Source organism: Kitasatospora sp. NPDC089797 (assembly GCF_040684795.1).
Lineage (GTDB): Bacteria > Actinomycetota > Actinomycetes > Streptomycetales > Streptomycetaceae > Kitasatospora.
On sequence record NZ_JBFBGS010000015.1, the window covers coordinates 62,820 to 80,662 of the forward strand.

Genomic DNA, 17,843 nt, shown 5'->3' on the forward strand with positions numbered 1-17,843 from the left:
GCTTCCGGATCCCGATCGGTTATGGGCTTGGTGCCTTTCTTGACTTGGATTGCGTCCATCGTAGGATCGGCTCCGGCGCTAGCCTGGGTAGCGGCAGTGCCGGATGGCAGCAGTAGGTGCCGTAGGTAGCAGATGGACGACGTGATCCGCCTTGTAGGGAAGGATTCCCATGTCTGAGAACCACGATGCAACCGGTGCGGAGGCGGCCGCGGGCGGCTGCCCGGTCAACCACGGGCGCGCGCTCCACCCGACCCAGGGCGGCGGGAACCGCCAGTGGTGGCCGGAGCGCCTCAACCTGAAGATCCTCGCCAAGAACCCCGCCGTGGCCAACCCGCTCGGCGCGGACTTCGACTACGCCGCGGCCTTCGGCTCGCTCGACCTCGCGGCGGTCAAGCGGGACATCCAGGAGGTGCTCACCACCTCCCAGCCCTGGTGGCCGGCCGACTTCGGCTACTACGGTCCGTTCATGATCCGGATGGCCTGGCACAGCGCCGGCACCTACCGGATCAGCGACGGCCGCGGTGGCGCCGGCGGCGGGCAGCAGCGCTTCGCCCCGCTGAACAGCTGGCCGGACAACGCCAGCCTGGACAAGGCCCGCCGGCTGCTCTGGCCGGTGAAGAAGAAGTACGGGCGCAGCCTGTCCTGGGCCGACCTGATCGTGCTGACCGGCAACGTCGCGCTGGAGGGCATGGGCTTCACGACCTTCGGCTTCGGCGGTGGCCGGGTCGACGAGTGGGAGCCGGACGAGGACGTCTACTGGGGCCCCGAGACCACCTGGCTCGGCGACGAGCGCTACACCGGCGACCGCGAGCTGGAGAGCCCGCTGGCCGCCGTCCAGATGGGTCTGATCTACGTCAACCCCGAGGGCCCCAACGGCAACCCGGACCCGATCGCCGCCGCCCGCGACATCCGCGAGACCTTCTACCGGATGGCGATGAACGACGAGGAGACCGTCGCGCTGATCGCCGGCGGCCACACCTTCGGCAAGACCCACGGCGCCGGCCCGGCGGACAACGTCGGCCCGGACCCGGAGGCCGCGCCGATGGAGCAGCAGGGCCTCGGCTGGAAGAGCGCCTACGGCAGCGGTGTCGGCGGCGACGCGATCACCAGCGGCCTCGAGGGCATCTGGACCGCCACCCCGGTCACCTGGGACAACAGCTTCTTCGAGACGCTGTTCGGCTACGAGTGGGAGCTCACGAAGTCCCCGGCCGGCGCCCACCAGTGGAAGCCGAAGGACGGCGCCGGCGAGGGCACCGTGCCGGACGCCCACGACCCGGCCAAGCGGCACACCCCGATCATGCTCACCACCGACCTCTCGCTGCGCTTCGACCCGGTGTACGCGCCGATCTCCCGGCGCTTCCTGGAGAACCCGGCGGAGTTCGCCGACGCCTTCGCCCGCGCCTGGTACAAGCTCACCCACCGCGACATGGGCCCGGTCGTCCGCTACCTCGGCCCGGAGGTCGCGACCGAGCAGCTGCTCTGGCAGGACCCGCTGCCGGCGGTCTCGTACCAGCGGATCGGCGCCGCGGACGTCGCCGACCTGAAGCGGCGGATCGGCGCGACCGGGCTGTCCGTCTCCGAGCTGGTCTCCACGGCCTGGGCCGCGGCCTCCTCGTTCCGCGGCAGTGACAAGCGCGGCGGCGCCAACGGCGGCCGGATCCGGCTCCAGCCGCAGGCCGGCTGGGAGGTCAACGAGCCGGACCGGCTGGCCCGGGTGCTGCGGGCGCTGGAGGGCGTGCAGCAGGAGTTCAACGCGCAGGCCGGCGACAAGCAGGTCTCGCTGGCGGACCTGGTGGTGCTGGCCGGCGGCGTCGGCGTCGAGCAGGCCGCCAAGGCGGCCGGGCTGGCCGTCGAGGTGCCGTTCGCGCCCGGCCGGGTGGACGCGCCGCAGGAGCTGACCGACACCGATTCCTTCGCCGCGCTGGAGCCCAAGGCCGACGGCTTCCGCAACTGGGTCGGCAAGGGCAACCTGCTGCCGGCCGAGTTCCTGCTGCTCGACAAGGCGAACCTGCTGGGCCTGAGCGCTCCCGAACTGACCGTCCTGGTCGGCGGGTTGCGCGTGCTGGGCGCCAACCACCAGCAGTCCGCGCACGGTGTGCTGACCAGCACCCCCGGCGTGCTGACGAACGACTTCTTCGTCAACCTGCTGGACCTGGGCACCAGTTGGGCGTCCACCTCGGAGGACGCGCACACCTTCGAGGGCCGGGACGCCTCCGGCGCGGTCAAGTGGACCGGCACCCGGGCCGACCTGGTGTTCGGCTCGAACTCCGAACTGCGGGCCGTCGCCGAGGTGTACGCGAGCGACGACGCCAAGGAGAAGTTCGTGGAGGACTTCGTCGCGGCCTGGGTCAAGGTCATGAACGCGGACCGCTTCGACCTGGTGTGACGCCGTCGTAGCCGGGAGCCCGGGGGTCGCGACCCCCGGGCTCCCGCCGTGCCGTGCCCGTCCTGCCGCGCTGCGGCGGGGCCGGCCGGGCCGGTGGGCCGGGCCTCAGGACTCGCCGTCGGCCCGCTTCCCGTCGGCCGGCTCCTCGGCCCGGTCCGTGCCGGGAGGCTCCTCGGCCCGGTCCTGCTCGGCCTTCCGCTCCGCCGCCCGGACCTGCTCGGTGAAGGTGTGCTCGTCGATCCGCTCGACCGGCACGCCGTACCGGGCGGCCAGCTCGTCGGCCGGCTCCGGCGAGGCCTCCCGCACCTCCAGCGCCAGCATCGCCCCGCCGTCCGGCACCCGCGGCGACAGCACGATGAGCGCGGCCCCGGCCTCCGTCGCGAAGTGCTCCTCGGCCGCGTTGCCCAGCGCCGCCCCCGCCGCGAATCCCAGCAGCACGCCGACCGGCCCACCGATCAGCCCGACCAGGCCGCCCAGCAGCCCCGAGCCGACGGTGGCCACGCCCGCGCCGCGGGTGAACGTGTCCTTGACCTCCAGCACGCCGTCGGCGCTGCGCTCCAGCGCCGCCGCCATCCGCAGCCCCGGCAGGTGCTGGGCGCCGTCGAAGGCGTAGCGCCAGGTGGTGGTGTCGGGGAAGGTCAGCAGGACCAGGTTGTGCTGCTCGCTCATCGCACTCCGATCGGGGGCTGGGGGCGCTCGGGCGCTCGGGTCTCCATCGTGACCCTCGGTGCCCGCCCCGGCCACAGGAGCGGCCAGGGGCGGCCACCGCGGATCCGGCGGAACCCGGGGCGCGGCGCGACCTGCGGAACGGCGGAACCCGCGGAACGGCGGAAAACCCGGTGAGCCGTCCGACCGGATGGACGACGATGGCCGGATGGGGAGCAACGGGGAGCCCGACGAGGGCGGGGACGCGGCGGACCGGCTGTTGCGGCGGCTGGTCGGGGAAGCGTGGGTGAACGTCTACCGGTTCGGGGACACGGGGGTGGTCGACTTCGGGGAGCGGGTCGAGTGGCCGCTGGGGGACTCCGGGGAGGTGTCGACGGGCAGCCGCTTCGCGCTGCACGCCCGGTGCCCGTTCCGGATCGTCCAGTGCGGGGAGGTCTACCTCGGCTCGGACGACCTGGTGTCCGTGCGCGGTGGCGAGGGCCTGCGCTACGACATCGGCGCCGATGCGTTGCGGGAGTTCCTCGGGCGACGGGAGCCGCGGGTGCTGGCGGTCGACCGGGCACCGGAGGGGGACCTGCGGATCACCCTGGAGCACGAGCTCAGGATCGACGTGCTGCCGACGAGTTCGAAGGTCGAGGAGTCCTGGCGGTGTTTCGAACGGCTCGGTGAGTACGTGGTCTTCCCCCCTGAGGAGTGAGCGCCCGGGCGCTCACTCCCCGGGCGTCAGTGTCCGGTACGGGCCGCCGCGCGCAGCCGGCGCCAGGTGCGGCCGACGGGGCCCGGGGCGGGGGCTCCGCCCGGCCAGTTCCGGGCGTGCCCGGCGAAGGTGTCCGGACCACGCGGGTCGGCCGGGTCGCCGGGGCGGCCGGTCCGGTCGACCCCGGCCCGGGCGGTGCGCAGCAGTTCCTCGGCGCCGACGGTGTCGAGCCGCGCCCGGGCGTGGTCGAGGAGGGCGGTGCAGGCGGCGGTGAGCGCGGGTTGGCCGAGCGGGCGGCTCGGCAGGTCCAGCCCCTCGGTGAGCAGCCGGTCCAGCGCGGTGCGCAGGTCCGGGAGGGAGAGGTCGCGGACGGTGAGCGACAGGTGGCCGGAGAGGCCGTCGGCGCCGACCGCGCGGTGGGCGAAGGCGCGCGGAACGTAGAGCACGTCGCCGGGTTCCAGCACGGTGTGCAGGCGCTGCGCCGAGTGTTCGTCGTCGGGGAGTTCGCCGAGCGACCACTCGGCGGCGGACGGCGCGTCGTGGACGTACCAGGTCTTGCGTCCGGCGACCTGGAGCACGAAGACGTCGGCGTCGTCGCGGTGCACGGCGAGGCCCTGGCCGCCGGCGGGGGTGAGGAAGAAGAACGCCTCGATCCGACGGTCGAGCTCCTCGGACAGCCGGGCCACCAGTCGGCCCGTCGGCCCGTGCCACTGGTCGACGCAGCGCAGCAGCAGGGTCGCCCCGGTACGCAGCAGCGCGAGGACCTTGGCGCGGTCGGCGAAGCCCTCGTGGCGGGTGCCGTTGACCACCCGGGTGGTGGTGTAGGCGACGGGCGGGATGGTGACCTTGTCGGAGCGGACCATCTCCAGGTACGGGGTGCGCAGCAGGCCGGCCTCGAAGGCGGCGTCGAGTGCGTCGAGGTCGAACGGGGAGACGGGCCGGCCCGGGGTGAAGGCCGCGGGTTCGCGCTGCCACCGGCGGGTGGCGAAGGCGTCGAGGTCGCCGACCCAGTCGGCGAGCGTGGGCGATTCCATGAAGTGTCCAGTGCTGTCGAGGAGTTCGGTCCACCTGACGACGGTCCGCACGGGCGATGGCGGTCCGCTCAGGCATCGGTGGTCCGCGCGGACGACGACGGTCCGCTCAGGCGCCGACGGACGCGGTGAAGCGGACGGCGAGCAGGGAGCGCAGCGGGACGGGCGCGTCCTGCCGGGGGCTGCGGACGGCGAGTCCGTGGGCGAGGGCGACGGTCAGCAGGCGGTCGGCCAGCGGGACGATCAGGTGCTTGGCCCAGCAGCGGGCGCCGTCGAAGCCGAAGGGCATGAAGCCGGGGGTCTTCTCCGGGTCGGCGACCCCGGCCCACCGGTCGGGCCGGAACTCCAGCGGGTCGGTCCAGTGGTCCGGATGGCGGTGCATCAGCAGCGGGAGGAGCGCGATGTTGTCCCCGGGGCGGATCTCCGGGTGCAGGCCGGCGTACGCTCCGCCGCCGTCCGTCCCGCCGCCGCCCGCGTCGTCACCGTTGCGGTAGAGCATCCACGCGGGCGGGAGCAGGCGCAGGGTCTCCCACAGGGTGGCGGTGAGGTCGTCCGGCCGTCTCCCGGTGGCGTGCAGCAGCCAGAGGGCGTTGCCCGCCAGGGCGGCCACGCCGTCGCACAGGGTGGCGGAGGCCCGCCGGTACATGGCGATGGCCTGCTGCCGTTCCAGGGGGTCGGCGGCCCCGCGGATCAGTCCGGCCAGCGCGGTGGCCGTGTCGTCGGGCCCGGCGGAGCCAGGCCAGGTGGTGACGGCGCGGTCGACGAGCCGGGACAGCACGTCGGAGCGGGTGACGCCGCGTCTGGCGAGCAGGGAGACCGGCAGGGGGTCGGAGCCGAAGAGCCAGCGGCGCAGGTAGGTGGTGGGCGCGGCGGGCCAGGGGCCGGCGAGTGCGCGCACCGGGGGCGGCGGCGTCCGCAGGGCCGCCGTGACGTCCTGGCCGAGGGCTCGGATGGTGCGGGTCGCGCTGTCGTGCGGGATCTCGGCTCCGGCCGCGGGTTTGTAGACCGAGCGCTCGTGGGAGAGGACCGGGCGGGCTGCCACGATCTCGGCCATGAGGTGGGCGTCGGACACGCCGACCGTGCGGGCGTCGGCCCGGAACACCTTCGTCTCCCGGGCCAGCAGGTCCTGAATTCGCGGGGCATAGACGACGGAGTGTTCGCGCACCGTGGCCGGTGCTGTTTCTGGCACGGGAATCCGCCTCCGCAGGAATAGCGATGAAATGCGGCGCCGGTGGGGCGGCGGCTCGGCCGCCGCTCCACCGGCCGTGGTGCGTCAGATGACGTGCAGGACCCACGCGTGGTTGGCGAGGTCCTCGTCGCGCTTGAACTTCTTCACGATCGCCTTGATCATCTTCATGGCTTTTCCCTTTCTTTGATTTCGGGTGCGGCGCAGGGTTGTGGCCGCCCCGAAGTTGGCGCCCGACATTCCGGTCCGGAAGGTCGAACGGCTTCGACTGAGTGAGGACATTAATCGAGCAGGGGGGCTTCGGATACCCCTGGGACGCCTGAAGTTCTATTTCTACGAGTCCTTGACGGGGAATTCGAATGTCGAATCGTTATAACCTTTTCTGGCGGGGGGAATTCCACCAGGTCCGGGGGCTGACCGGTCGGCGCCGCCGTGCGGGACGATGGGGGCATGGAGCTGAGGATCGAGGCCACCGAACTGCCCGGCCGCGAGTGCGGCGCCGGCCCGGGCTTCCCGGGGTACCGGGACATCCATGTCGCCGTCCAGCGCCGGGGCCGCCCGGCCGAGTTGCTGGATCCGCAGCCCGGTGACGCGCCGCGGGCGCGGTGGTCGCTGGAGTGCACGGTGAAGCGGCTGCCGGACGGCGCGGCGGATCTCACCGGGCCGTACGTCCAGGGCGGGCCGGGCGGGCGGTTCGTCTACCTGAACTGGGTGACGCCGGACGGCGACGGCTGGAGGCTGTTCCGCCGGGCGAAGCTGCTGCTGGCCGCGGTGGACGGGGCGACGGTGGCGGCGGCGGTGACGGGCGGCCTGCTGGTGGCCCGGCTCGGCCTCACCGATGCCAAGGGGCACCCGCTGTGCGCCGCCGTCCGTCCGCCCGTGGTCCGCTGGACGGCGGCCTGAACGCAGGGGAGGGCCCCGCGTGCCGCTGCGGGGCCCTCAACACGCTTTCGGGAAAGGTCAGTTGTACGTCGTGGTGACGGTCACTCCGGCGAAGCCCTGTCGGGCGTGCAGGCTGAAGTAGACCCAGCCGGACGGCGGGGCGGTGACGGTCAGGCTCTCGGTGGTGCCGGGGCCGGTGGACTTCGCCTGGTACGAGGACGTGGTGGCCCAGGACGGCCCGTTGTAGTAGAGGTCGGCGTTGCCGCTGCCGCCACTGGTGGTGATGGTCAACTGCTGCACGCCGGGCGGCAGTCGGAGGAAGCTGTAGGCGTAGTCGCCGGTGGCGGCGGCGACGCCGTCGCGGCGGCAGTTCCGGTCGTACTGCCGGGCGTCGGCGGTGGTGCACAGCGGGGCCTGATCGGTGGGCAGGGAGCCGCAGTCGTCGGCCGCGCAGGCCTTGAGCCAGGTCGCGAAGTCGGCGTCGTAGCGGGTGCCGATGGTGGTCTTGAGCAGGGTGCGGGCGCCGTTCCAGTCGCCGACGCGGTACGCGGCGAGCAGCGCGTCGACGTCCTGCGGGTGCGACTGGAGCATGTAACGCACCGCCAGGTAGCCCCAGTTGTAGATCCGGGTGGAGTCGGCGTTGTCGTAGGTGGAGTCGAAGAGGGTGCTCAGCGGGTAGCTGCCCTTGCCGGCCTGGGTGACGGCGTCGTCGTAGTGGACGCCGCGGTAGCCGTAGGAGACGTACTCGGCGAGGCCCTCGACCCACCAGACGGTCGGGGTGGTCATGCCCGCATCGAAGTCGCCGTACATGTCGTAGCGGCCGTCGAGGTAGTGGGTGTACTCGTGGTTGAGGTTCCAGATCTGGAAGCTCGGGCGCAGCCAGTCGGCCTGGTGGGCGATGAAGCGGGCCTGGTTGCCGGCCGCGGCCGGGTTGCCCTCCTCGTACATGCCGCCGTTGTCGACGGCGATGCCGTACATCTCCCAGGCGTAGAGGCTGTAGTTGTAGTAGTCGTCGAAGACGACGACCTCCAGGGCGGTGTTGCGGTCGTCGGCGACCGGGCCGCCGTCCTTGACCACCCGGTGGAAGAACGCGTCCTGGCCGACCAGACTGGTGCAGGTGTCGGCGTTCTGCCCGGCGGTCATGCTCTGGGAGCGGATGCGCAGGTTCGGGTTGCAGCTGTGGTCGCTGGTGAGCACCAGCGGGACGAGCTTGGCGGGCAGGTCGCAGGTGCCGTAGTAGGAGCAGTTGCCGGCGTCCTTCTTCTCCGCGAACCAGAGCAGGTTCATGGTGAGCGGAGCGGTGGCGCCGACCAGCGGGTAGCGGTTGATCAGGTCCTTGACGATCGGCCGGCCCTGGGTCCGGAGCCCGTCGACGGCGACCAGGTTGCCGATCTGGATCCCGACGGTGGTCACCGGGTCGGAGCCGGTGAGTCCGGCGGCGTTGCGGGTGACGAAGGAGGCCAGGGAGGTGGCGAAGGTCGGGTCGGCCTGGAGCGCGGCGGTGAACTCGGGGAGCTCGAAGCCGCGTTCGATGACGGTGGCGGTGTTGCCGACGGCGGCGGCCATCGAGCCGGTCCACCCGGTGGTGTACCCGTCGAGCAGGCGCTTGACCACGCCGGTGTAGCGGGCGTTCTCCCGGGCGCTGTCGATCAGCGTGACGGCCTCGGCCAGGGTGGCGCCGTTGGCCTCGCTGACGTCCCGGCTGTGCGGGGCGGCGAAGAAGGCGTCCAGCCCGCCGCGGATCGCGGTCCGCAGGCCGGCGCCGTACGGGCCGACGGCGTCCGGGTGGTACCACTGCACGTAGTAGCCGGCGCGCAGGAACAGCACCAACTGCCCGGTGGAGGTGGAGTTGCCGCCGGGGTAGGCGGCGGCGGTGTCGCGCAGGGCGTCGGCGACGGTCACCATCTGGGCCTCGTTGAAGGCGCCCTTGGCGTCGGTGCCGGTGAGCGTGAACAGCGTGTTGACGCAGTCGAGTCCGGCCGACCTGACCCGCTGGACCAGCGTCGCGCCGGCCGCGCCGGTGAACGTGGCGGGGTCGCAGGCGGTCAGCTGTCGCGCAGTCCGGGCCGGGCCGGCGGAAGGGGCGGCGCCGACGGTGTCGCCCGCGGTCGGGGCGGTGGGCCGGCCCTGGCTCTCCGCGGCGAGCGGGCGGGGATCCCGGGGCGTGTCGGGCGACTTCGGCACCGGCAGCGCGCGCGGCGCGGCCGTTCCGGCGTGGCGGACGGTGGTGGTGGGCGGGGGGGCCGTGTCGCCCGCGTGTGCCGGCGGGGCGAACGGGCCGAGTGCGAGGAGGAGGGCGGTGCCGAGCGCGGGGAGTCTGCGCGCGGTCGCCGTCGCTATCCGGGCGGGACGCATGGGTGGGGGCCTCCGGGACCGTGAGGGGGCCGTGCGGTCGGGGCGCACGGACGGAGCCTGATGTGTGACATGTAAAATGGCACACTCATTCAGGTAAAGGAAGCCCCCGGAGCGGACTTCCCGTCACGGTGCGGTTGTGGCAGCGGTGGTCAGGCGGGGTCAGGGTGCACGGGAGTGGGCGGTGTGCCCGCCGGGACGTCCGGGAATAAGCAGGAGCCCATGCTTCGTTCCTGCAAGCCGTACGCAATAGTGTTGTCCCGGCACGATCATCACCATCGTCGAAAGGGCCGTGTCCCACCATGGGCGCCTACTCGCTTCCCGACCTTCCGTACGACTACTCCGCGCTCGAGCGGGCGATGTCCGCCGAGATCCTGGAGCTGCACCACTCCAAGCACCACGCCGCCTACGTCAAGGGCGCGAACGACACCCTGGAGCAGCTCGCCGAGGCGCGCGACAAGGAGCAGTTCGGCGGTCTGGTCGGCCTGCAGAAGACCTTCGCCTTCCACCTCTCCGGCCACGTGCTGCACTCGCTGTTCTGGCAGAACCTCTCCCCGGAGGGCGGCGAGCGCCCCGAGGGCGAGCTGGCCGACGCCATCACCGAGCACTTCGGCAGCTTCGAGGCCTTCAAGAAGCAGCTCACCAACGCCACCACCGGCGTCCAGGGCTCCGGCTGGGGCATCCTCTCCTGGGAGCCGCTCGGCAAGCGCCTGATCGTCGAGCAGGTCTACGACCACCACGGCAACGTCGGCCAGGGCACCACGCCGCTGCTCGCCTTCGACGCCTGGGAGCACGCGTACTACCTGCAGTACCGCAACGTCCGTCCGGACTACGTCACCCGTCTGTGGGACGTCGTCAACTGGCAGGACGTCTCCTCCCGCTTCGCCGCTGCCAAGAGCGCCTGAGGCCCGGCCGAGCAGGAAGGCCCCGGACCGGTCGGGCGGTCCGGGGCCTTCCCCCTGCTCCGCCGCCGTGCCCGCCCCGTCCCGGGCGTCGACCCCGGGCGCACCGGGCACACCGGTCACACTGAACCGAAGGCTTGCCGCTACCCGTTGTTCGCCCGGGACGGGCACCCGATCGCTACGCTCAGAGCACCGCCGGTCACCGGCGGTCGGCGGCCTCCCGGCCGACCGGCCCGTCCGCTCCTGAGCGAAAGGCCGTCCGATGGCCCCCCGACTGTCCGTCGTCGTCCCGATCTACAACGTCGAGCGCTACCTCCGGGAGTGTCTGGACTCGATCGCGGCACAGACCTTCGAGGACTTCGAGTGCGTCATGGTCGACGACGGCTCGACCGACGACGGCCCCGTCATCGCCAAGGCCTACGCCGCCGCCGACCCCCGCTTCCGGCTGGTCCAGCAGGAGAACAAGGGCCTCGGCGCCGCCCGCAACACCGGCTGGCGCCACCTCGCGCCCGGCACGGAGTACCTGACCTTCGTCGACAGTGACGACACCCTGCCGTCGCACGCCTACCAGCTGATGATCAGCACGCTCGACGAGACCGGCTCCGACTTCGTCACCGGCAACGCGATGCGCCTGCGCACCACCGGCCTGACCCCCTCGCACGCCCACCGCCGCGCGTTCCGCGAGACCCGGCTGCGCACCCACATCAGCGAGACCCCCGCCCTGGTCACCGACCGCACCGCCTGGAACAAGGTCTACCGGCGCTCCTTCTTCGACGGCGCGGGCATCCTGTACCCCGAGGGCATCCTGTACGAGGACGCCCCGGTCAGCGTCCCCCACCACTTCCTCGCCGCCCGGGTCGACGTCCTCGACGAGCCGATCTACCACTGGCGGGTGCGCGAGGACGGCGCCCTGTCCATCACCCAGAAGAAGACCGACCCGCGCGGCCTGATCGACCGGGTCCGCTCGATGGAACTCGTCCGGGCCTGGCTGCTCGCCCGGCCGGAGCCGCTGTTCACCGAGCAGTACCTGCGCGCCTACGACCGGAACTGCCTGACCGAGGAGATCCCGATGTTCTTCTGGTCGATCCCGGACGGCGACCGCAACTACTGGGAGGTCTACCAGCGGCACGTCAGCCGGCTGCTGCACGCCATCGGCCCGGACCGGATCGGCGGCCTCAACGCCCAGCTCCGGCTCAAGTACCGGCTCACCCTGACCGACGCGATGAACCGCTTCATCGCCGTCCAGCGCGTCCACCGGGCCGTCCGGCGCACCCGGCAGGCCGCCCAGGCCGTCCGCCGCGGCTGAGCCCGGCCGCCGCCACCGCCGCCCCCGCCCTGCCAGGTGTCGGCCGTCCGCCGCCCCGCTATCTGCGGCGGGCCGGCGTGAAGCGGACCGGGGTGCCCGGGACGGCCTGGGCAGCGGCGGGGAGCGCGGCGGCCGGCACGACCCCGATGACGGGGTAGCCGCCGGTGGTGGGGTGGTCGGCGAGGAAGACCACCGGGCGCCCGTCCGGCGGGACCTGGATCGCCCCCAACACCATTCCCTCGCTGGGGAGTTCACCGTCCCTGGCGCGTTCCAGCGGCGGGCCCTCCAGGCGCAGGCCGATCCGGTTGCTGGTGGGGGAGACGCGGTAGTCCGAACCGGTCAGGACGGCGGGCGAGCCGGCGCTGAACCAGTCGTCGCGCGGCCCGAACAGCACGGGCAGCAGCAGCGGTTCGGGCGGCGCGGGCACCGGCACCACGTCCGCCCCGGCGGCCGGGCCGACCGGCTCGCCGAGCGGCAGCGCGTCCCCGGGCGCCAGCGGGGCGGGGCCGAGCCCCGACAGCAGATCGGTCGAGCGGCTGCCGAGCACCGGTTCGGCGGCGACCCCGCCCGCGAAGGCGAGGTAGCTGCGCACGCCCCGGGTGGCCGGGCCCACCTCCAGCACGGCCCCGGCGGGCAGTCGCACCGGGGCGCCCCAGGCGGCGGGCCGTCCGTTCACCCGTACGGCGCACGGCGCGCCGGCCACGGCGACGGTCACCGCCCGGTCCGCCCGCAGCGCGCAGCCGAGCACGGTGGTCTCCAGGGTGGCCGCCGTCGCGGGGTTGCCGACCAGGCGGTTGGCCAGCCGGTGCGCGGGCTGGTCGAGCGCGCCGGAACGCGGCACGCCCAGGTGCGCGTGCCCGGGGCGGCCGAGGTCCTGGACGGTCGTCAGCAGGCCTGCGCTGATCACGGTCACGGTCATGCTTCCTCCGCCACGTTCGCTCGCCCGTGCTGCCCGGGGCACGCTCGCCCCGGGCGCGTCCGCCCGCGTCCTGCGTCTCCCGTGCGGGTCGCCCAGCGTTCTGCCGCCCCGGTGCGGGGCGTCCCGGTCATGCGTCCTCGATCACGAACCGGACCCGGGTCCCCGGGGTGAAGAGCGCGGCGGGTTCGCGGGACGGGTCCCACAGCACGGCGTCAGTGTGCCCGATCAGCTGCCAGCCGCCGGGGGAGGAGCGCGGATAGGCGCCGGTGTAGCGGCCGGCCAGGGCGATGGCGCCGGGCGGCACGGCCGGGCGCGGCACGGCCCGCCGGGGCACCCGGTAGCGCTCGGGCAGGCCGGTCAGGTAGCCGAAGCCGGGCGCGAAGCCGCTGAACGCGACCCGGAACTCGGTCGCGGAGTGGATCCGCGCGACCTCCCGCTCGGCGACGCCCCACAGCGCGGCGACCTCCGCGACGTCGGCGCCGTCGTAGCGCACCGGGACGGTCACCCGCTCCTCGCCGGTCGTCCGCAGCGGCGGTACCCGCCAGCCGGGCAGGTCGGCGGCCAGGGCGTCGGGGTCGGCCACGCCGTCGAGCAGCACGGTGCGTTCGGCGGGCACGACCTCGGTGACGGACGGGAAGCCGGACACCGCACGGCGGCGCTGGAGTTCGGCGTGGAAGGCGATCGCCTCGTCGGCGCCGTCGAGTTCGACCAGCAGCGCGTCCGGGCCGACCTGCAGGACCCGCAGGTGCGGCCGGCCGGCCCCCCGCGCGGTCCGTCTGCCGCCCGCTCCGGCGCTCATGCGAACGCCTCGACGCGAACTCCGGCCGTCCACAGGGCGGTTCGGACCCGTCGGGCGAGGTCCGCGGCCCCCGGGGTGTCGCCGTGCACGCACAGCGAGCGGGCCCGCAGCCGGAGCCGCCCGCCGTCGCGGGCGGTGACCTCGCCGTCCCGGGCGATGGCGACCGCGCGGTGCACCACGGTGTCGGGGTCGTGGACCACCGCATCGGGTTCGCGGCGGGACACCAGCGTGCCCTGCGGGGTGTAGGCGCGGTCGGCGAAGGCCTCGGCGACCACCGGCAGTCCGGCCCGCCCGGCCGCCTCGTGCAGCCGGGAGCCGGGCAGCCCGAGGACGGGCAGGGCCGAGGCCGGCTCGGCCAGCCGGACGCCCCGGACCACCGCGGCCGCCTGCTCCTCGTCGTGCACCGTCCGGTTGTACAGCGCGCCGTGCGGCTTCACGTAGGCCACGTGCGCCCCGGCCGCCCGCGCGAAGACCTGCAACGCCCCGATCTGGTAGGCGACTTCGTCGGCGAGCTCGTCGGGCGGGAGGTCCATGGCGCGCCGGCCGAAGCCGGCCAGGTCCCGGTAGGAGACCTGGGCGCCGATCCGCACGCCCCGTTCCGCGGCCAGCTCGCACACCCGCCGCATGGTGCTCGGGTCCCCGGCGTGGAAGCCGCAGGCGACGTTGGCGCTGGTGACCGCCGAGAGCAGGGCGTCGTCGTCGGTGAGTGTCCAGCGTCCGAAGCCCTCGCCGAGGTCGGCGTTGAGGTCGACCACCGGGACGGGCGCGGGCGCGGGCGACGCGGCCGGGTGTGGCCCGTCTCCGGGCCCGGGCGTGGCGGGGGAGCCGTCGTCGGCCGGGGCCGTCGCGGGGGACGGGCCGTCGGCCGGCGTCGTCCCGGGCCGTCCGGGCCCGGTCGGCGTCATCGCGCGCCGCCCGTCGTCGCGCCGCCCGTCATCGCGCGGACGATCACCGCGCGGGCGTCGTTCAGGTAGCTGGTCAGCTCCACCTCGGCGTCGTCGATCGCGCCGGACTCCAGCAGCCCGGTGAGGGTCTGGTTGCGCCGCAGGAACGGCGCGTGCAGCCCGCGCGCGGACGGCACGGCGGCGAAGGCCAGCCGCAGTTCGGCCATCAGGCGGGCCATGCACTCGTCGATCCGCGGGCTGCCGGCGATCCCGGCGACGGCCTGGTGGAAGTGCAGGTCGGCGGTGCCGACGGTGATCCAGTCGCCGACCGCCTCGGCGGCCTCGGCCCGGTCCAGCGCGGCCCGTACGGCGGCCAGCCGCTCGGGCGCGGCGCTGTGCAGGGCGCGCACCCCGGCCGTCTCCAGGGCGAGGCGCAGGGTGTAGATGTCGGCGACGTCGGAGGGGTCGAGGATCCGGACGAACACGCCGCGGTTGAGCTCGTGCACGACCAGCCGCTGGTCGGCCAGCAGGCGGAACGCCTCGCGGAGGGTGTTGCGCGAGACGGTGAGCGCCTCGCCGAGCGCCTCCTCGGAGAGCCGGGTGCCCGGCGCGAGCCGGCCCTCGGTGATGTGCTCGCGCAGCACCTCGGCCACGCGTTGGGCGGCGCTGGCGCGTTCGAGCCGACCCCGGTCGGCCGCGAGCGCGTCGAAGATCCCGGTCACGTTCCACCTCCTGAACTCTTGTCGGATTGTTCCACAATCCCCTAGCCTCTCGGCAACCCCCGCAGGGTCGCGGCCCACCCAGCCGCGGCCTCCTCCACCCGTGTCGGCCGGACAGCCACCCGTCGGGCGGAGGCCCTCTGAAAGGCGGCCAGGAACATGATCGTTCTTGTCGGCATCCTCGTCGTGGTGGCCGGGTTCGCCACCCGGCGCAATCCGCTCCTCGTCGTCGGCGCCGCCGGCGTCCTCACCGGACTGCTGGGCGGGATGAGCCCGCTGAAGGTCCTGGACGCCTTCGGCACCGGCTTCGCCTCCAGCCGCTCGGTGACCGTCATCGCGGTCACCCTGCCGGTGATCGGCCTGCTGGAGCGCCACGGCCTCCAGGAGCAGGCCCGCACGATGATGAACAGGCTCGCCCGGGCCAGCGCCGGACGCGTCCTCGCGTCCTACCTGGTGGTGCGCCAGCTCACCGCCGCCTTCGGTCTCACCGGCCTCGGCGGACCGGCCCAGGCCGTGCGCCCGATGGTGGTGCCGATGGCGGAGGCCGCCGCCGAGCGCCGCCACGGCACCCTGACCGACAAGGCCCGCGAACGCCTGCGCTCCTTCGCGGCCAGTGCCGACAACATCGGCCTGTTCTTCGGCGAGGACTGCTTCCTCGCCGTCGGCTCGATCCTGCTGATCACCGGGTTCGTCAACGCGACCTACCACACCGACCTGGAGCCGGTGCAGCTCGCGCTCTGGGCCGTCCCCACCGCCGTCTGCGCCACCCTCATCCACGGCGCCCGGCTGCTGCGCCTGGACCGCACCCTCGCCCGGGACCAGTCCGCGACCAGCGCCACCGGTGCCGGTGACGCCACCGCCACTGCCACCGCCACCGGCGACGCCGCCGGCGCCGCCGTCCGCATCGAGGAGTCGAGCAAGTGATCAAGGTCGAGTGGCTGTACTGGCTGGTCGGAGCCATCTTCCTGGCCTCGGCCGCGCAGATGGCGATGGACCGCGGCAACCCCCGGCGGTACGGCAGCGCCGCCTTCTGGGGACTGCTCGGCGCGAGCTTCGTCTACGGCAGCTGGGTCGCCGACAAGAGCGCGCCCGCCGCACCACTGGGCGTCGCCGTCCTGGTGATGATCGGCCTGGCCGGCTTCGGCTTCACCGGCCGCGGCACCCCCACCGGCGCCGCCCCGGAGCAGCGGGCCGCCTCCGCCGCCCGCCTGGGCGGCCGGCTGTTCATCCCGGCGCTGGCGCTCCCGCTGGTCGCACTGGCCTGCGGAACCCTGCTCAAGGGCGTGCACCTCGGCGGCGCCCGGCTGCCGCTGCTGCAGACCGGCAGCGAGACGCTGCTCGGCCTCGGGATCGGCACGCTCGTCGCCCTGGGGCTGGCGCTGCTGCTCACCCGCGAACGCAACCCGGTGGCCGCGCTGCGCTCCGGCCGCGGACTGCTGGAGGCGATGGGCTGGGCGCTGCTGCTGCCCCAACTCCTCGCCGTGCTGGGCTCGATCTTCCAGAGTGCGGGCGTCGGCACCCAGATCGGCCGGATCACCACCCACTTCCTCCCGGACGGCAGCAAGTACGCGGCGGTGGCCGTCTACTGCCTGGGCATGGCGCTGTTCACGATCATCATGGGCAACGCCTTCGCCGCCTTCCCGGTGATGACCGCCGCGATCGGCTGGCCGATCCTGGTCACCCAGCTGCACGGCAGCCCCGGGGTGGTGCTGGCGGTGGGCATGCTGGCCGGTTTCTGCGGCACGCTGGTCACCCCGATGGCGGCCAACTTCAACCTCGTCCCGGCGGCGCTGCTCGAACTCAAGGACCAGTACGGTCCCATCAAGGCCCAACTGCCCACGGCCGGAGCGCTGTTGGCGTGCAACATCGTCATCATGTCGCTCTTCGCGTTCTGATCCGCACCCCTCCCCACCTCGGAAAGGCCGCCTCATGACCAGGGTCCTGCTCACCGGCTTCGAACCGTTCGACGGCGCCGACGTCAACCCGTCCTGGGAGGTCGCCCGGCTGGTCGCCGACCAGCCGCCCGAGGGGCTGCTGGTCACCGCCGTCCGGCTGGGCTGCGTCTTCGGCCGGGCGGCCGAGGAACTGCGCGCGGCCGTCGCGGAGTGCGCCCCGGACCTGGTCGTGTGCCTCGGCCAGGCGGCCGGGCGACCGGACGTCACCGTCGAGCGGATCGCCGTCAACGTCGACGACGCCCGCATCCCCGACAACGCCGGCCGGCAGCCGGTCGACGTGCCGGTCGTCCCCGGCGGCCCCGCCGGGTACTTCGCCACCCTGCCGGTCAAGGCCTGCGTGGCCGCCGTCCGCGAGGCGGGCGTCCCCGCCTCCCTCTCGCACACCGCCGGGACCTTCGTCTGCAACCACGTCTTCTACGCCCTGATGCACCTGCTCGCCACCGAACACCCCACCGTGCGGGGCGGGTTCGTCCACATCCCGGCCCTGCCCGAGCAGGTCCTCGACGGGTCCCGCCCCTCCCTGCCGGCCGACTCGGTCGCCCACGCCGTCCGCGCCCTGCTGACCGCCGCCGCGACCCGCACCGCCGACCTCCGCGTCCCGGAAGGCGCGACGCACTGACGCCGCAGAAGCAGCCCGCCGCCGCCCCCGGGAGGGCGGCGGCCCGGCACGGGCCGGTTCAGCGGCGCGCCCCCCGGGGCCACAACACCTCGACCGGCACGCCTCGCTGCCGCGCATACGCGACCACGTCCGCCGTCCCGCCGTAGCCCCGGGCGGGCAGGCCGTCCCAGACGGCGAGCAGCTTGTCGGCGCGCCGGACGAGTATCTCGCTCCCCGCCATGTGGGCCGCTTCGTCGGACTCGGTGCACCCGGTGCGGTGGACCGCGGTGGCGGACTCCAACAGCCGGTCGTAGGCGGGGTGATGCCACTCCGGGAGCCCGGCCCTGTACCGGTCCGCAGGAATGACGACCTCGAGTTGCGCTCCCTGTGCCAGTGCGATCTCGGCGATCCAGGTGTCCGGCCCGTCCGCGATGCACGACACGATGGTGAGGGTGCTCGGGTCCTCGCTCGCGAGCGAGGACCCGAGCAGCTGTCGGACCTGCTCCTCCATCTCGGCCGACAGCCCCCGGTGCCCCGTGATCCCGATCCGCATCGGATTCC

At 73.7% G+C, this 17,843-nt stretch carries 18 protein-coding genes; 8 read left to right on the top strand and 10 right to left on the bottom strand.

The features are described 5' to 3' along the window. The first annotated feature begins 169 nt into the window (after positions 1-169). The gene (katG, locus tag AB0O91_RS14115) at positions 170-2,386 is read left to right on the top strand and encodes a catalase/peroxidase HPI (RefSeq protein WP_363431761.1); all 2,217 of its coding nucleotides are present in this window, start codon (positions 170-172) and stop codon (positions 2,384-2,386) included. 105 nt (positions 2,387-2,491) lie between these two features. On the opposite strand, the gene AB0O91_RS14120 is transcribed toward katG, so the two are convergent. Next, positions 2,492-3,055 carry a hypothetical protein gene (locus tag AB0O91_RS14120; RefSeq protein WP_363431763.1) on the bottom strand — a complete coding sequence of 188 codons (564 nt, stop codon included), beginning with the start codon at positions 3,053-3,055 and terminating at the stop codon, positions 2,492-2,494. Positions 3,056-3,260: 205 nt separating this feature from the next. Here AB0O91_RS14120 and AB0O91_RS14125 point away from each other — a divergent pair, with 205 nt between their 5' ends. Further along, the gene (locus tag AB0O91_RS14125) at positions 3,261-3,749 is read left to right on the top strand and encodes a hypothetical protein (RefSeq protein ID WP_363431765.1); all 489 of its coding nucleotides are present in this window, start codon (positions 3,261-3,263) and stop codon (positions 3,747-3,749) included. Positions 3,750-3,775: 26 nt separating this feature from the next. Here the strand turns inward: AB0O91_RS14125 and AB0O91_RS14130 are convergent, their stop codons facing one another. The 3 genes from AB0O91_RS14130 to AB0O91_RS14140 form a co-directional block, all read right to left on the bottom strand. Then, positions 3,776-4,783, bottom strand: coding sequence for a cupin domain-containing protein (locus tag AB0O91_RS14130; protein WP_363431768.1), 1,008 nt, complete (start codon positions 4,781-4,783; stop codon positions 3,776-3,778). Positions 4,784-4,889: 106 nt separating this feature from the next. Beyond that, on the bottom strand, positions 4,890-5,969 hold the full coding sequence (locus tag AB0O91_RS14135) for a cytochrome P450 (protein ID WP_363431772.1): 1,080 nt from the start codon (positions 5,967-5,969) through the stop codon (positions 4,890-4,892). An 84-nt stretch (positions 5,970-6,053) separates the two neighbouring features. After that, positions 6,054-6,206: a hypothetical protein gene (locus tag AB0O91_RS14140; RefSeq protein ID WP_363431774.1), complete on the bottom strand. Its 153-nt coding sequence runs from the start codon at positions 6,204-6,206 to the stop codon at positions 6,054-6,056. Positions 6,207-6,416: 210 nt separating this feature from the next. Between AB0O91_RS14140 and AB0O91_RS14145 the strand changes: the two genes are divergently transcribed. Then, the gene (locus AB0O91_RS14145) at positions 6,417-6,869 is read left to right on the top strand and encodes a DUF5990 family protein (RefSeq protein WP_363431776.1); all 453 of its coding nucleotides are present in this window, start codon (positions 6,417-6,419) and stop codon (positions 6,867-6,869) included. 57 nt (positions 6,870-6,926) lie between these two features. On the opposite strand, the gene AB0O91_RS14150 is transcribed toward AB0O91_RS14145, so the two are convergent. Next, positions 6,927-9,203, bottom strand: a complete 2,277-nt coding sequence (locus tag AB0O91_RS14150; protein ID WP_363431779.1) for a collagenase — start codon at positions 9,201-9,203, stop codon at positions 6,927-6,929. A 299-nt stretch (positions 9,204-9,502) separates the two neighbouring features. Between AB0O91_RS14150 and AB0O91_RS14155 the strand changes: the two genes are divergently transcribed. Further along, positions 9,503-10,105 carry a superoxide dismutase gene (locus AB0O91_RS14155; protein ID WP_363431782.1) on the top strand — a complete coding sequence of 201 codons (603 nt, stop codon included), beginning with the start codon at positions 9,503-9,505 and terminating at the stop codon, positions 10,103-10,105. 259 nt (positions 10,106-10,364) lie between these two features. Beyond that, entirely contained in the window at positions 10,365-11,408 is a 1,044-nt protein-coding gene (locus tag AB0O91_RS14160; protein ID WP_363431784.1) for a glycosyltransferase family 2 protein, read from the top strand. Positions 11,409-11,466: 58 nt separating this feature from the next. Here the strand turns inward: AB0O91_RS14160 and AB0O91_RS14165 are convergent, their stop codons facing one another. The 4 genes from AB0O91_RS14165 to AB0O91_RS14180 form a co-directional block, all read right to left on the bottom strand. After that, positions 11,467-12,327 carry a biotin-dependent carboxyltransferase family protein gene (locus AB0O91_RS14165; protein WP_363431787.1) on the bottom strand — a complete coding sequence of 287 codons (861 nt, stop codon included), beginning with the start codon at positions 12,325-12,327 and terminating at the stop codon, positions 11,467-11,469. A 127-nt stretch (positions 12,328-12,454) separates the two neighbouring features. Continuing rightward, complete coding sequence (locus AB0O91_RS14170; protein WP_363431789.1) at positions 12,455-13,126, bottom strand: allophanate hydrolase subunit 1; 672 nt, start codon at positions 13,124-13,126, stop codon at positions 12,455-12,457. Further along, positions 13,123-14,031, bottom strand: a complete 909-nt coding sequence (locus AB0O91_RS14175) for a 5-oxoprolinase subunit PxpA (protein ID WP_363431792.1) — start codon at positions 14,029-14,031, stop codon at positions 13,123-13,125. Before AB0O91_RS14175 ends, AB0O91_RS14170 begins: the two co-directional genes overlap by 4 nt. Continuing rightward, the gene (locus tag AB0O91_RS14180) at positions 14,028-14,732 is read right to left on the bottom strand and encodes a GntR family transcriptional regulator (protein WP_363431794.1); all 705 of its coding nucleotides are present in this window, start codon (positions 14,730-14,732) and stop codon (positions 14,028-14,030) included. The genes AB0O91_RS14175 and AB0O91_RS14180 overlap by 4 nt, the downstream gene beginning before the upstream one ends. 156 nt (positions 14,733-14,888) lie before the next feature. On the opposite strand from AB0O91_RS14180, the gene AB0O91_RS14185 reads away from it, so the two are divergent. Genes AB0O91_RS14185 through pcp form a run of 3 tightly spaced genes read left to right on the top strand, consistent with a single transcriptional unit; the run spans position 14,889 to position 17,303 of the window. Continuing rightward, positions 14,889-15,653 (top strand): DUF969 domain-containing protein, encoded by a 765-nt coding sequence (locus AB0O91_RS14185; RefSeq protein ID WP_363431796.1) that lies wholly within the window; start codon positions 14,889-14,891, stop codon positions 15,651-15,653. Then, on the top strand, positions 15,650-16,624 hold the full coding sequence (locus AB0O91_RS14190) for a DUF979 domain-containing protein (protein ID WP_363431799.1): 975 nt from the start codon (positions 15,650-15,652) through the stop codon (positions 16,622-16,624). The genes AB0O91_RS14185 and AB0O91_RS14190 overlap by 4 nt, the downstream gene beginning before the upstream one ends. 34 nt (positions 16,625-16,658) lie before the next feature. Continuing rightward, positions 16,659-17,303, top strand: coding sequence for a pyroglutamyl-peptidase I (pcp, locus tag AB0O91_RS14195; protein WP_363431801.1), 645 nt, complete (start codon positions 16,659-16,661; stop codon positions 17,301-17,303). A 58-nt stretch (positions 17,304-17,361) separates the two neighbouring features. On the opposite strand, the gene AB0O91_RS14200 is transcribed toward pcp, so the two are convergent. Continuing rightward, positions 17,362-17,835 carry a hypothetical protein gene (locus AB0O91_RS14200; RefSeq protein WP_363431804.1) on the bottom strand — a complete coding sequence of 158 codons (474 nt, stop codon included), beginning with the start codon at positions 17,833-17,835 and terminating at the stop codon, positions 17,362-17,364. Positions 17,836-17,843: the final 8 nt, after the last annotated feature.

Bases quoted from the DNA above. Each gene is read 5' to 3' on its own strand.
- katG (WP_363431761.1), top strand. From the start codon at position 170: ATGTCTGAGAACCACGATGCAACCGGTGCGGAGGCGGCCGCGGGCGGC.
- AB0O91_RS14120 (WP_363431763.1), bottom strand. From the start codon at position 3,055: ATGAGCGAGCAGCACAACCTGGTCCTGCTGACCTTCCCCGACACCACC.
- AB0O91_RS14125 (WP_363431765.1), top strand. From the start codon at position 3,261: ATGGGGAGCAACGGGGAGCCCGACGAGGGCGGGGACGCGGCGGACCGG.
- AB0O91_RS14130 (WP_363431768.1), bottom strand. From the start codon at position 4,783: ATGGAATCGCCCACGCTCGCCGACTGGGTCGGCGACCTCGACGCCTTC.
- AB0O91_RS14140 (WP_363431774.1), bottom strand. From the start codon at position 6,206: ATGTCGGGCGCCAACTTCGGGGCGGCCACAACCCTGCGCCGCACCCGA.
- AB0O91_RS14145 (WP_363431776.1), top strand. From the start codon at position 6,417: ATGGAGCTGAGGATCGAGGCCACCGAACTGCCCGGCCGCGAGTGCGGC.
- AB0O91_RS14150 (WP_363431779.1), bottom strand. From the start codon at position 9,203: ATGCGTCCCGCCCGGATAGCGACGGCGACCGCGCGCAGACTCCCCGCG.
- AB0O91_RS14155 (WP_363431782.1), top strand. From the start codon at position 9,503: ATGGGCGCCTACTCGCTTCCCGACCTTCCGTACGACTACTCCGCGCTC.
- AB0O91_RS14160 (WP_363431784.1), top strand. From the start codon at position 10,365: ATGGCCCCCCGACTGTCCGTCGTCGTCCCGATCTACAACGTCGAGCGC.
- AB0O91_RS14165 (WP_363431787.1), bottom strand. From the start codon at position 12,327: ATGACCGTGACCGTGATCAGCGCAGGCCTGCTGACGACCGTCCAGGAC.
- AB0O91_RS14170 (WP_363431789.1), bottom strand. From the start codon at position 13,126: ATGAGCGCCGGAGCGGGCGGCAGACGGACCGCGCGGGGGGCCGGCCGG.
- AB0O91_RS14175 (WP_363431792.1), bottom strand. From the start codon at position 14,031: ATGACGCCGACCGGGCCCGGACGGCCCGGGACGACGCCGGCCGACGGC.
- AB0O91_RS14185 (WP_363431796.1), top strand. From the start codon at position 14,889: ATGATCGTTCTTGTCGGCATCCTCGTCGTGGTGGCCGGGTTCGCCACC.
- pcp (WP_363431801.1), top strand. From the start codon at position 16,659: ATGACCAGGGTCCTGCTCACCGGCTTCGAACCGTTCGACGGCGCCGAC.
- AB0O91_RS14200 (WP_363431804.1), bottom strand. From the start codon at position 17,835: ATGCGGATCGGGATCACGGGGCACCGGGGGCTGTCGGCCGAGATGGAG.